Below are 11,231 nucleotides of genomic sequence, written 5' to 3'. Positions count from 1 at the left end.
TACTGTGCGAGGCGATGTCTCGCTCTATCAATAACAAGAGGTACGTAATCATGGCTAACACCGGAAATTCGAACCCAGGCAATTTCGCCAATGACCGCCAAAAGGCGTCAGAAGCAGGTAAAAAAGGCGGACAGGGTTCGGGCGGCGGAAACTTCGCCAACGATAAGCAAAAAGCGACCGACGCCAATAAGTCCGATGCCGGTAAAGACACCGGTAAAAAAGGCGGCTCGTCGGGTGGCGGCGGCAACCGGAAGTCCTGACCCCTGAAGGAGTGAACGAGGGCTGGTGCCCTCGTTCAACTATTGATCGGTCTTGGTCTTTTGATCGGGATCAAACAACGGTACGGTCGCGTCGCGATCCAGTTGAGAACCCGGATCTTCACTGCCATCAGGTTCTGCCTCGATCAATTCTTCGTCTTCGTCCACGTGTGCTGGGGCATCTTTGGGCAACATGAGTTTTGTCCTCTTTAATAATCGCTTTAATTAGCCATCGTGTTTAGCCGCCGCTAACAGTCCAATGTATCGCACCTTCCGGAAACACCACTTGCGACACACTGTGGGCAATGCCGCAGACAATTGAATCTTCCGCGCGAATCACCTTTTCCTCTGCCGATAGACAGTTGGCAATGTCCAGCGGTTCTGCCGCGCCCTGGGTTTCGTTGAGGAAGATGCTGACATAGCGCTGAAGGTCGTTATCCAGGCTGCTCAGGTATTCGCGAAGTCTGGAATGATCCACCGAACTTTGATTGAAGTACCAGTTCATCGGATGAATCAGAAATCGAGAGTGCGGGCTGGCGATGCGTTCTGCTGCGGCCAAGTACATGACAATACCCATGGACTCGATATTGCCGGCATTGACCGCCCTGATCGGCACGGTCAGTGATTTCAAAAAGGTGTAGACCGTGAAGCCGAAATTGGTACTGCCGCCGGTGGTGGACAGGTTCAGCAGCAAAGACGTCGCGCCCTGCCCCAGGGCCTGGAGGCAGCGATCACGGAAATGCTCGGTGGTCGCCTGATCGATCTGGCAGTGGAAATGAATGATGTGCTCAGCCATCTAGCGGCTCCTTCTTACAACCTTCGGCCTGGATGGGTGTTGTCTGTGTTCGATCCGATGAGTGTAGTTAAGTGCCGTGATCGAGGCTGCACACCTGCCATTCTGTAGGAGCCAACTTGTTGGCGAGACCCTTGACGGGTTTCGTCAATTGCAAAGCTTCGCGAACAAGTTCGCTCCTACAGGTCATGCGATATCCGGACATTATTCCTGCGGCGCGTACTGCATGTCACCGTTGCCGAATGACCAGTCTTCGCGCTTGACGTCAATCAGGTTGATCCAAACGTCCTGTTTGCTGATGCCGGTGCGTTCCTGAATGCCTTCGGCGACCGACTTATAGAACGCTTTCTTCACCTCGATGCTGCGTCCGGCGTTCCAGGTGATCTGAATGAATACGATCCCCGGTGTGTAGGAAACGCCCAGATACCCCTGCGCTGGAAATACCAATTCGTCACTGGCATGGCGGTTGATGATCTGAAATTTATCGTGGTCGGGGACACTGGCGGTGCTGCGCATGGCGTCGTACACGACCTCGCTGATGGCCGTGATGTGGGCCGCTGGAGTATCGGCGGCAAGGTCGATGCGGGCGAGTGGCATTGGAAAAATTCCTTGCAGTGGAGGGGCTGTTAACCCTAGGCTCAATTATTGAAGTCATCAAGTGGAATCGCTGCTGCCATCGAACTCCTCCGTTTGCACAGGATCACTTACACACTGCTGCATTCGAATTCCCCTCTCTCTTCCTACAGGAAACGCCCCATGAGTCTGAAAGACAAAATCATCGGCCGCCTCGGCTTTGGCGCTGCTCCGCTGGGCAATATGTTTCGCGACATCAGCGAAGAAGAAGCCCTGGCGACGGTCCAGGCTGCCTGGGATCAAGGGATTCGTTATTTCGACACCGCTCCGGTTTACGGCGCCGGCCTGTCCGAACAGCGTTTGGGCGTAGCACTCAAACAACACAACCGCGATGAATACACCGTCAGCACCAAGGTCGGCCGATTGATCTCCGATGAACTGGACAGCGGCGCGCGCAGCGGTCCGTTCAGCCACGGCTTGACCAACAAGATCGTCACCGATTATTCGGCCGACGCGACCATGCGTTCCATTGAAAGCAGCCTCATGCGTCTGGGCACTGACCGTCTGGACATCGTTTTCGTCCACGACGTTGCGCAGGATGCCCATGGCGATGAGTGGATCGAGCATTTCAACATCGCGCGCAAGGGCGCATTCCGAACCCTGGCCTCGCTCAAGGAGCAAGGCGTGATCAAGGCGTGGGGGCTGGGCGTGAACCGTGTTGAGCCCTGCGAACTGACCCTGGACCTGACCGAAGCCCAGCCTGACGGATTCCTGTTGGCCGGCCGTTACACCCTGCTCGATCACGATCAACCGCTGCAACGGCTGTTCGCGAAGGCCAAAGAGGCCAATGCCGAGTTCGTGGTGGGTGGTCCGTACAGTTCCGGCGTGTTAGTGGGCGGCAAGCATTTCGAGTATCAGGAAGCGTCTCAGGCGATGCTCGACAAGGTGGCGCACATCCAGGAAATCGCCCGTCAATATCAGGTCGATATTAAGTCGGCTGCTCTGCAATTCGTCTTGGCCAACCCCCTGGTGGCTGCGGTGATTCCGGGCGCCAGTCGTCCTTCGCGGATCATTGAAGATGTGCAAGCGCTGAATGCGTCGGTGCCGGACGGGTTCTGGCAGGCCATGCGTGATCAAGGCTTCATCGCGGCGCAGGCGCCATTGCCGTTCAAGGATTGATGCCACACCGCGGATTTCTGTAGGAGCCAAGTTGTTGGCGAGGCGTCCGTCACGTGAACCTGATGCACCGCCTCGCGAACAAGTTCGCTCCTACAGGCGATCGGGGCAATTGAGGCATTTGTAGGAGCGCGCTTGCCCGCCATGGCGGTGTCTCAGTCAACGAATGTGTGCCTGACCCAAGTCATCGCGAGCAAGCTCCCTCCCACAGGCGATCGGCGCAATTGAGGCATTTGTAGGAGCGCGCTTGCCCGCGATGGCAGTGTTTCAGGCAACGAATATGTGCCTAACCCAATTCGTCGCGAGCAAGCTCCCTCCCACAGGCGATCGGCGCAATTGAGGCATTTGTAGGAGCGCGCTTGCCCGCGATGGCAGTGTCTCAGGCAACGAATATGTGTCTGGCCCAACTCATCGCGAGCAAGCTCTCTCCCCCAGCAATAGAACACAGCGCGCGCCCCCCGATGTTCAGCGTCAGACCCGTCGTATGTGAAAACCCTTTTCACATGCCCTTCACTCGCCATTCACGATCCCCCTCCTAAGCTTGCGCCCTGATCTACGCCGCCTGTGGCGTTAATTACGATTCCAGACAGCCGTGTCATGGGTCGATTCGCCGCACCCCCTCCACAACTGGACCTGAACCCCCATGGGCCCGACGCTGATACACCGCTCAACCAGACTTCCTGCGTTATTCAACGCCATGGCTGCGTACCGATACGCGCTGCTGATGGCCTGCCTTCTGGCGATGACGCTTGCAGGTGTCACGTACACGTTACGAAAGCCTGCGCCGCCTGTGGACCTTGCGCAGGGCAACCATTTGAAGAGTTCGGGGTTTTATGCGGGTTGGCAACGAGGGGACCTGGTGGTGGTCATGCGCCATGTCGAGCGCTGTGATCATTCGACCAACCCCTGCCTGGCTCAGGCCGACGGCATCACCCGCAAAGGCAGCGACGTGGCGACCGCGCTGGGCGCATCGATACGCGGGATGGATCTGAGCAACATCGATCTCTACAACAGCCCGCTGCGCCGCACCGAACAGACTGCGCAGGCGATCTTCAACCGCACTACTCCCGCCCAGGACTGGCTGATCAATTGCCGAAAAACCATGCTCGATGACGTCCTCAAGCACAAACTCGATCATCGCAATCTGATTCTGGTGACCCACAGCGAGTGCATCGCGCAGCTGGAGAAATCACTGAATGTCGCCAGCCCCGACTCGCTGGATTACGGCGCGTCACTGATTGTGTCCGTCAACCCCAAGGACCAATCGGCCCAGGTGCTCGGCATCGTCAATGCGCGAAGCTGGAGCAAAGTGGTCGCTGCCCGTCCGTAACGCCGCTCGCATATCACCTCAAGCCAAACCCTGCACGGGAACAGAAACGTGAATGACACCCGCAATCGCTTTTACCTGATCAACCTCGGGGTACCGCTGTTAATCGCTTTGGGCCTGTTCCTGACGTTTGATCTGACCCGCCTGGACATACTGATCAGCGATGCGCTTTACAACAGCACAACCCATGAGTTCGTGTTGGGGCATAACAAAATCTTTGAAAACATCACCCATCGCTGGGCGCGGATCATCCCCAACTGGACCGGGGAAGCGGCGATCATTGGCGCATTGCTGTCGTTTATCTGGCCGCTGATTCGGGCAGACAAACATGGCGGATTGATCGCCTGGCTGGAGCGGATTCGCGTCGCGCCGATACTGAAATTCGCTGCGCACCATCGTCGTGACTTGCTGTTTGTCGTGGTGGCCTTTGCGATCAACACGGGGTTCATCCACTACTTCAAGAGCCACACCAGTGTGTTCTGCCCGGTGGAAACCACGCTCTACGGCGGCGTGGAAGCGAAGACAGAATGGTTTGAAAACTTCACGCTCCTGCACGAAGCCGGTAAAGGTCGTTGCTGGCCGGGTGGCCATGCCTCGGGGGGCTTCACGATGATGGTGCTGTACTTCGTCGCGTTGCGTTACCGCTGGCGACACGCCAGAAAACTGCTGGCCTTCACGGTGATGCTGGGCGTGATCTTCGGCACTACTCGCATATTCCAGGGCTGGCACTTCATGTCTCATACGCCGTGGGCGGGGGTCATCGTCTGGCTGTCGTCGTTCGGTACCGCAATGGCGTTCTATGGTCGTGCGAGACTGGACCCTTATTACGCGGCAGCACCCAAGGCCGCCGCTGTTCCGGCCGCCGGGTAGGTGACTGAGGCGCGGATCGGCTTCAAACCGATCCGCACGCCGGCTCGAGCCTGACGTTAAAACAGCATCCGGCTGGCTCCCGGCTGGTGAGCGTCACGCTCCACTGCTGATTCGCGCAGATACGCTGCACCAGCGACAACCCAAGTCCCAGCCCTTCCCCGCGCTGCTCATCGCCCCTGACAAACGGCTGGAACATGGCCTCGCGCTTCTCTTCCGGAATGCCGATCCCGCTGTCTTCAACGGTAAAACCTTCGGCGGTCAGCGTCAGTCGAATGAACCCCTCGTCCGTGTAATGCCAGGCGTTGCGCAGCAAATTGCCCATCACCGAGCGCAGCAGCGTGCCGTTGTACAAATGATCGGAATGCTGGCCCGCCATGTACTCGAACCTGAGGCCTTTCTCCTTGATGGGCTCCTGCCACAGATCGATCAACTCCTGGGCAACCTGCTGCACTGTCGCCTGACGGCCTTCCTGGGAATGCCGACCCTCGGTGCGCGCCAGTAGCAGGAACGTCTCGACCAACTGTTTCATGCCAAGCGTAGCGTTGTTGATGCGGATCACTTGCTGGCGAGAGCGTTCGTCCAGCCCCGGATACTCCAGCAACAACTCACACGATGAGGCCAGGACCATCAACGGCGTGCGCAGCTCGTGACTGACATCACTGGTGAACAGTTTTTCGCGCCCCAGGGTTCCGCGCAGCCGACCCAAGGTTTCGTCAAAAGACACTGCCAGCGCCCCGACCTCATCTTTGGCGTAATCGTTGGCCAGGGTCGGCGCCATTTCCAGGAGTTGATCGCGGTGGCGTACCTGTCCAGCCAGCCGCGAAACCGGCGCCATGACCCGGGACGCCAGCAGACGTCCCAGCAGCACCGCCAGCAACACGCTCAGGACGAACCCGATCAGCACGATGCCGAACAGAATCCGCTCACGCTTCTCGAACTTGCGCTGGTCGCGCAGCAGCACGTAGCGGCGGTCGCCGATGGTTTGCACGAACGCGTAATAGGCTTTCTTGCCGCGGGAGAACTCCTGGAAGCCGGGGGTCAGGCCGTTGAGATCGTCGGTCATCGCAAGGTCATCGCGCCCGTCCTGGGCATAAAAAAGCTCATCCTTTTCAGGGCGATGGCGCCAGTCGCTCATGTTGTCCATCACCAGCAAACGGTGCAGGTTGCCGCCTAGGCTGATGGTGGCGAGCTTCTTTTCGACCACATGCACCGTGGCGATGATGCCGACGGCGAATACCCCCGCGACCACGGTACTCATGAGCGCGAAAACAATAACGATGCGTTGCTTCAAGCTGTGTTTGATGTCCATGGATTTCCGTGCAAAAGCCAATACGTCTCGACGATCACAATGCACCCTGAGGGCTACCCGTGATGGTCACGGGCAGGCAGGTGTCGGTCGCGAAGGCGGATTATCCGGGCTCGCATGTCATGGTTTTGTCAAAAAACTGCGTGTTTGGTGTTACCGGGCACGAACTTTGAGAGCGCGGATATCGGGCCGCAGCATCAACATCAGCGCTGCGCAACCGGACATCAGTACGCAAGTGACGATGAACACCACCGGCATGCCGTAATGCCCGCCCAGATAACCGCCCGTCAACGGCCCCAGCACCTGACCGAGGTACTGGCTCGACGTGGAGTAGCCGAGCATGCGTCCGGCGACGCTATCGGGCACGGCATGGCGGATGATCGCGGCAATGCAGGGCAGCAGCCCACCCAAGGCAATGCCCATCACAAAGCGCAGGCCGACCAACTGCCACGCATTGCTCACGAACGCCTGAGGGATCAAGGTCACGGCGGCCGCCGCCAGACAGAACATGACGACCCTCCAGTGCCCGATTCGGTCCGCCAGTTTACCGACGCGTGAGGCTGAAAGGATGCTCGCCAATGCCGTGGCCGACATCACCAATCCGGCCATGAGCGTGACGTTCTCGGTGTGCAGTTGAGTGAGGTAAACGGTGATGATCGGCTCGATAGACATGATCGAGAACATCACCAGGCATGCCACCACCAGCATGGTGATCACCGGCGCCTTGTCGCTGATGACCTGCCATGGGCGAATGACCGCAGGATGTTTTTCACCGGTGGCGCGTTTCGCCCTTGGCGCTTCTTTCATCAGAAACAGCGTGGCAAGGAAGGTAACGAAAATAACGCCACCGGCGAGGAAGAACGTATTGCGGATGCCGATCAGCGGCGGCAGAAACCCGCCAATCAACGGCCCTGCGAGGTTGCCCGCCATGATCCCTGAGGACAGCATGCCAAGCGCCCATCCAGTGCGGTCCTTGGGGGTTTGCGTCGCCACCAGAATGGTCGCACCCGACGCATAGCCGCCGAGCAGGCCTGCCAGCAGGCGCAATCCCACCAGTTGCCAGATGTTTTCGGCAAGACCAATCAACGACATCGCAATGGCCATGCCAAGGCTGGCGCGGATCAGCATCAGTTTGCGCCCGTACCGATCGCCCAGCCGGCCCCATAACGGCGCGGTCAGAGCGGCGGAAAAAAACGTCGCGCCAAACGCCACGCCGGACCACTGCACGATGGCCGCCTGATCGCTGACGCCTAGATGCTCTACGTACAGCGGCAGGAACGGCAATAACAGGGTCATGGCTACGATCGTGGTGAACGCGCCAAAAACGCAGACCACCAGATTGCGCTTCCAGTGCAGTTCGGTAATGGCTTGAGCGGAAGAGGACATTTGTGGTCCACGGGAATGAGTAGAGCCCTCACGGTAGTGGTTCGGTCTGGATAAATAAAATTCATGTTTTTTATGCGCTGGATTCCACACAGGAATGCAAGCCTGGCATCCTCTGTAGGAGCCAACTTGTTGGCGAGGCAGGACATTCAGCGGCTATCTGGCGCCTGGTGAAAAGTCTTCGCGAACAGGTTCGCTCCCACAGGTTTTGTGCCCACAGTAAACATGCCCTTCTCCGCCGCCGACATTTGCCGCAGACTCGTCATCTGTTCCTCTGCACATCGGACGCCCTGTGGATCGTATTCAGGAAATGACCATTTTCGTGGCAGTGGCCGAGCACGCGAGTTTTGCGGCGGTGGCCCGGCATTTTGTGGTGTCCACTGCCACCGTCACCCGCGCTGTCGCCCAGCTTGAGCAACGGCTGGGTACGCTGCTAGTGGTGCGCACCACCCGGCAATTGCGCCTGACCGAATCGGGCCTGCGCTTTGCCGCTGATTGCCGGCGTTTACTGGCTGATTTGAACGATGCAGAGAGTTCCGCCGCCGGGATTCACGCCAGCCCTCGTGGGCTGCTGACGATCACTGCGCCTCAGGTGTTCGGCGATTTGCATGTGACACCGGTGCTGGCGCAATACCTGTCCCTGCACCCGGATGTGGAGATTCGCGGGCTGCTGACGGACCGCGTTGCACCGTTGCTCGACGAAGGTATCGATGTAGCCATCCGTATCGGCCACCTGCCGGATTCCTCGCTGACCGCGATCCACGTCGGCAGCGTGCGGCGAATGGTGTGTGCCTCCCCTGAGTACCTGGCTAAACACGGTAGCCCGCAACACCCCCACGAGCTGATCGACCGCAGCACCATCAGCGCAATGATGGCCGAGCGCAGTAGCGACTGGACCTTCAACATCGAGGGCCGACGTCAGTCAGTGAACGTCCAGTCGCGCCTGTCGCTGACCTCTTTCACCGCCGCAATCCACGCCACCCTGGACGGCTGGGGACTGACCCAAGTGCCGTCGTATCAAATTCGCGCGCACCTCAACGCCGGTCGCTTGCGCGTAGTGCTGGAAGATTTTGAGCTGCCGACGTTGCCGGTGCATGTGGTGTATGCCCAAGGTCGCAAAGGCTCGTCGAAAGTGCGCTCGTTCGTGGATTTTTGCGTGACGCAGTTGCGCGCTGACCTTGACGCGAGCATTACAAAAACTGAAACGGTGGGTTGACGCTTCTGGTGGTTCTCTGCAAGCGGCGCAATCAACACAATGGCGCCACACTTGCCAGCCCCATCGCTTAACGGAGCCCTCCTGATGACCCGCCAGCCAATCAAATTCTACCGCGCCCCACTGTCCGGCCACTGCCATCGCGTCCAGCTGATGATGAGTGTTCTGGGGCTTGAATACGAAATCATCGAAGTCGATCTGGCTGCTGGTGAGCATAAGAGAGCGCCATTTCTGGCGATGAATGCCTTCAGCCAGGTTCCGGTGATCGACGACAACGGTCTGGTGCTTGCCGATTCCAATGCGATTCTCATCTATCTCATCAAGCAATATGACGGCGCGCAGTGGTTACCGGACGACGCAATAGGTGCTGCGCAGGTGCAACGCTGGTTGTCTGCGGCGGCTGGGCCGGTGGCGTATGGGCTGTGTCGTGCGCGTCTGGTGACGGTATTCGGCGCCCCTTACAACCCGCAGGAGGTCATTGCCCACGGCCATCAATTTCTTAAGGTGATCGAGCATGAACTGAGCCAGCGTCAATGGCTGGCTGGGGAAGCGGCGACCGTCGCCGACATCGCCAACTACGCCTACGTAGCGCACGCGCCGGAAGGTAACGTCTCGCTGGATGCCTACCCCAACGTCCGAGCCTGGCTCGAACGCGGGGAAGGCCTCAGCGGTTTCGTGCCGATGGGCAAGTCAGTGGCGGGATTGGTGACGGCCTGAGGCGCTGACAGGTGTCCACCCCACATTCCCGGCCAAACAAAAAACCCGTGGGAGCGAACCTGTTCGCGAAGAGGCCGGTGAATCCAGCGCATTTATGCCGCCTGGTACATCGCCTTCGCGAACAAGTTCGCTCCTACAGGGTGATGCGTCTCCAGAAAGATGCAGTAGCAAGAAACCGCTCACCGCTTGTGGCTTAAAGCCGCCCCCTCATTTATCCAGCGCATGCTGCGCCGCTTGTTCGATCAGCGCAGCGACTTCTTTGGGGTGGGATTCGTAGACGGCGTGGCTCGCGCCAGCCACTTCGATGGTGTGGCTGTTGGCGCGTTTGGCGTACATGCGTTCAAGGTCCGGATTGATGATGCGGTCCGCCTGGGCGACGGCGTACCAGCTCGGCTTGGTTTTCCACGCAGCAACGGTGGCCGGAGTCGTGAACACGGAGGCTGCGGTCAGCGACTGGCTGTTGGCTTCGAATTCGGCCTGGGCCTTGGGTAAATCGGCGGCAAAGTCAGCCGGGTAGAATGCGGGATCGAGATACAGGAAACCGTCGTCGGTTTTCTTCACCGCTTTGGTGGCGTTGGGGTACAGCTTGCCATTGGCCGCTTCGGTTTCCCCGACATCCAGCGCGTGGGCGGCGATGTAGACCAGGCCAGCCACATGGGCATCTTCGCCGGCATTGGAGATCACCGCGCCGCCATAACTGTGCCCCACCAGAATCGTCTGACCGTCCTGCATCGCCAGGATGCGTTTGACAGCGGTCACATCGTCGTTGAACGAGGTCAGCGGGTGGGAGGCGACGGAGACGTGATAGCCGTCTTTCACCAGAGTGTCGTAAACCGGTTTCCAGCCTGCGCTGTTCACGAAAGCCCCGTGTACCAGCACGATATTGTGGACCGGCGCGGGGGCAGCATGGGCACTGCCGATGGCGGCCACTGCAAGAGCAACCGCAGCAAAGAGTGAGCGGACGTTTAGTGTTTTCATGGTTCAAACCTCGGTTTGGAGTTGGGCTGGACAAACAAGCTGTCCAATCAGTCATCCCAAGCCAGACGCGCGCCGCGCAGGTTTATTCCGTCCCAGTCAAAAAGAGTTTTGAGGCGCCCATCAAAGCATCACTGAACATGATGTCCTGTATTGACGCTCAGCATTTCTGCCCCGCGCGCCAGCTGCATAACATGACAGCCATCAGCAGCCCTCTCGACGGTTGCTCATTTCTTCCACGCGCGTCTGGAGCCTGTCATGAAAGCTATCGTCTTTGCCGCATTGTCCCTGTTCAGCGTCATGGCTGCGGCCGCCGATACCCTCCCTTCGACTGCGCCCCAAACCAGCGTGCAGTCTGAACAATATGACTACAGCGAGGACCTGGACATCGCCAAAGTCGTGCGCCTGAGCAGTGAAGCCAATGTAGCGAGCACCTGTGGGCCGGTCGTGGCACACATGGTTTACGTCGACAGCAAGGGCGTGACGCACAACCTGCAATACACCCGCCTGGGTGACGGTTGCCAGAACGGTTGAACGTTGGCGGGACTTTCACATTCAGCTTGATCAGGGTCGCCTTATTGCCTTTCGGGGTGGCGGCGAACGGCGCAGCGGTGCATGCTCCGATAGCCGCGATCATCAAG

General features: G+C 58.8%; 13 protein-coding genes. 7 read left to right on the top strand and 6 right to left on the bottom strand.

The window, feature by feature from the left end; all coding sequences use genetic code 11:
* Nucleotides 1-50: 50 nt before the first annotated feature.
* Nucleotides 51-260: a KGG domain-containing protein gene (locus ACWKV9_RS15935; RefSeq protein ID WP_483837084.1), complete on the top strand. Its 210-nt coding sequence runs from the start codon at nucleotides 51-53 to the stop codon at nucleotides 258-260.
* Nucleotides 261-299: 39 nt separating this feature from the next.
* Here the strand turns inward: ACWKV9_RS15935 and ACWKV9_RS15930 are convergent, their stop codons facing one another.
* From ACWKV9_RS15930 to ACWKV9_RS15920, 3 genes are all read right to left on the bottom strand, one after another.
* Complete coding sequence (locus ACWKV9_RS15930) at nucleotides 300-452, bottom strand: hypothetical protein (protein ID WP_483837083.1); 153 nt, start codon at nucleotides 450-452, stop codon at nucleotides 300-302.
* A gap of 43 nt (nucleotides 453-495) precedes the next feature.
* Nucleotides 496-1,053, bottom strand: coding sequence for an ATP-dependent Clp protease proteolytic subunit (locus ACWKV9_RS15925; RefSeq protein ID WP_483837082.1), 558 nt, complete (start codon nucleotides 1,051-1,053; stop codon nucleotides 496-498).
* 201 nt (nucleotides 1,054-1,254) lie between these two features.
* On the bottom strand, nucleotides 1,255-1,647 hold the full coding sequence (locus tag ACWKV9_RS15920; RefSeq protein WP_483837081.1) for a tautomerase family protein: 393 nt from the start codon (nucleotides 1,645-1,647) through the stop codon (nucleotides 1,255-1,257).
* A 159-nt stretch (nucleotides 1,648-1,806) separates the two neighbouring features.
* Here ACWKV9_RS15920 and ACWKV9_RS15915 point away from each other — a divergent pair, with 159 nt between their 5' ends.
* From ACWKV9_RS15915 to ACWKV9_RS15905, 3 genes are all read left to right on the top strand, one after another.
* Nucleotides 1,807-2,802: an aldo/keto reductase gene (locus ACWKV9_RS15915; protein ID WP_483837080.1), complete on the top strand. Its 996-nt coding sequence runs from the start codon at nucleotides 1,807-1,809 to the stop codon at nucleotides 2,800-2,802.
* 640 nt (nucleotides 2,803-3,442) lie between these two features.
* Entirely contained in the window at nucleotides 3,443-4,129 is a 687-nt protein-coding gene (gene pmrG, locus ACWKV9_RS15910; RefSeq protein WP_483837079.1) for a lipopolysaccharide core heptose(II)-phosphate phosphatase PmrG, read from the top strand.
* 48 nt (nucleotides 4,130-4,177) lie between these two features.
* Nucleotides 4,178-4,996: a phosphatase PAP2 family protein gene (locus tag ACWKV9_RS15905; protein WP_483837078.1), complete on the top strand. Its 819-nt coding sequence runs from the start codon at nucleotides 4,178-4,180 to the stop codon at nucleotides 4,994-4,996.
* A gap of 22 nt (nucleotides 4,997-5,018) precedes the next feature.
* On the opposite strand, the gene ACWKV9_RS15900 is transcribed toward ACWKV9_RS15905, so the two are convergent.
* Nucleotides 5,019-6,305, bottom strand: coding sequence for a sensor histidine kinase (locus tag ACWKV9_RS15900; protein ID WP_483837077.1), 1,287 nt, complete (start codon nucleotides 6,303-6,305; stop codon nucleotides 5,019-5,021).
* Nucleotides 6,306-6,455: 150 nt separating this feature from the next.
* Entirely contained in the window at nucleotides 6,456-7,688 is a 1,233-nt protein-coding gene (locus ACWKV9_RS15895) for an MFS transporter (protein ID WP_483837076.1), read from the bottom strand.
* 289 nt (nucleotides 7,689-7,977) lie between these two features.
* Between ACWKV9_RS15895 and ACWKV9_RS15890 the strand changes: the two genes are divergently transcribed.
* Together ACWKV9_RS15890 and ACWKV9_RS15885 are read left to right on the top strand one after the other, a co-directional pair.
* On the top strand, nucleotides 7,978-8,901 hold the full coding sequence (locus tag ACWKV9_RS15890; protein ID WP_483837075.1) for a LysR family transcriptional regulator: 924 nt from the start codon (nucleotides 7,978-7,980) through the stop codon (nucleotides 8,899-8,901).
* An 84-nt stretch (nucleotides 8,902-8,985) separates the two neighbouring features.
* The gene (locus ACWKV9_RS15885) at nucleotides 8,986-9,615 is read left to right on the top strand and encodes a glutathione S-transferase family protein (RefSeq protein WP_483837074.1); all 630 of its coding nucleotides are present in this window, start codon (nucleotides 8,986-8,988) and stop codon (nucleotides 9,613-9,615) included.
* A gap of 207 nt (nucleotides 9,616-9,822) precedes the next feature.
* Here ACWKV9_RS15885 and ACWKV9_RS15880 read toward each other — a convergent pair whose 3' ends face one another.
* Nucleotides 9,823-10,593: an alpha/beta hydrolase gene (locus ACWKV9_RS15880; protein WP_483837073.1), complete on the bottom strand. Its 771-nt coding sequence runs from the start codon at nucleotides 10,591-10,593 to the stop codon at nucleotides 9,823-9,825.
* Between the two features lie 255 nt (nucleotides 10,594-10,848).
* Between ACWKV9_RS15880 and ACWKV9_RS15875 the strand changes: the two genes are divergently transcribed.
* Nucleotides 10,849-11,124 carry a DUF2790 domain-containing protein gene (locus ACWKV9_RS15875; protein WP_483837072.1) on the top strand — a complete coding sequence of 92 codons (276 nt, stop codon included), beginning with the start codon at nucleotides 10,849-10,851 and terminating at the stop codon, nucleotides 11,122-11,124.
* The last annotated feature ends 107 nt before the right edge of the window (nucleotides 11,125-11,231 follow it).

This window comes from Pseudomonas corni, assembly GCF_057128765.1.
The sequence above is the reverse complement of the archived record's forward strand: the minus strand, read 5'-3'. Positions and strand labels throughout refer to the sequence as shown.

Coding starts and splice junctions, on each gene's coding strand:
- ACWKV9_RS15935 (WP_483837084.1), top strand. CDS start 51: ATGGCTAACACCGGAAATTCGAACCCAGGCAATTTCGCCAATGACCGC.
- ACWKV9_RS15930 (WP_483837083.1), bottom strand. CDS start 452: ATGTTGCCCAAAGATGCCCCAGCACACGTGGACGAAGACGAAGAATTG.
- ACWKV9_RS15925 (WP_483837082.1), bottom strand. CDS start 1,053: ATGGCTGAGCACATCATTCATTTCCACTGCCAGATCGATCAGGCGACC.
- ACWKV9_RS15920 (WP_483837081.1), bottom strand. CDS start 1,647: ATGCCACTCGCCCGCATCGACCTTGCCGCCGATACTCCAGCGGCCCAC.
- ACWKV9_RS15915 (WP_483837080.1), top strand. CDS start 1,807: ATGAGTCTGAAAGACAAAATCATCGGCCGCCTCGGCTTTGGCGCTGCT.
- pmrG (WP_483837079.1), top strand. CDS start 3,443: ATGGGCCCGACGCTGATACACCGCTCAACCAGACTTCCTGCGTTATTC.
- ACWKV9_RS15900 (WP_483837077.1), bottom strand. CDS start 6,305: ATGGACATCAAACACAGCTTGAAGCAACGCATCGTTATTGTTTTCGCG.
- ACWKV9_RS15895 (WP_483837076.1), bottom strand. CDS start 7,688: ATGTCCTCTTCCGCTCAAGCCATTACCGAACTGCACTGGAAGCGCAAT.
- ACWKV9_RS15885 (WP_483837074.1), top strand. CDS start 8,986: ATGACCCGCCAGCCAATCAAATTCTACCGCGCCCCACTGTCCGGCCAC.
- ACWKV9_RS15880 (WP_483837073.1), bottom strand. CDS start 10,593: ATGAAAACACTAAACGTCCGCTCACTCTTTGCTGCGGTTGCTCTTGCA.
- ACWKV9_RS15875 (WP_483837072.1), top strand. CDS start 10,849: ATGAAAGCTATCGTCTTTGCCGCATTGTCCCTGTTCAGCGTCATGGCT.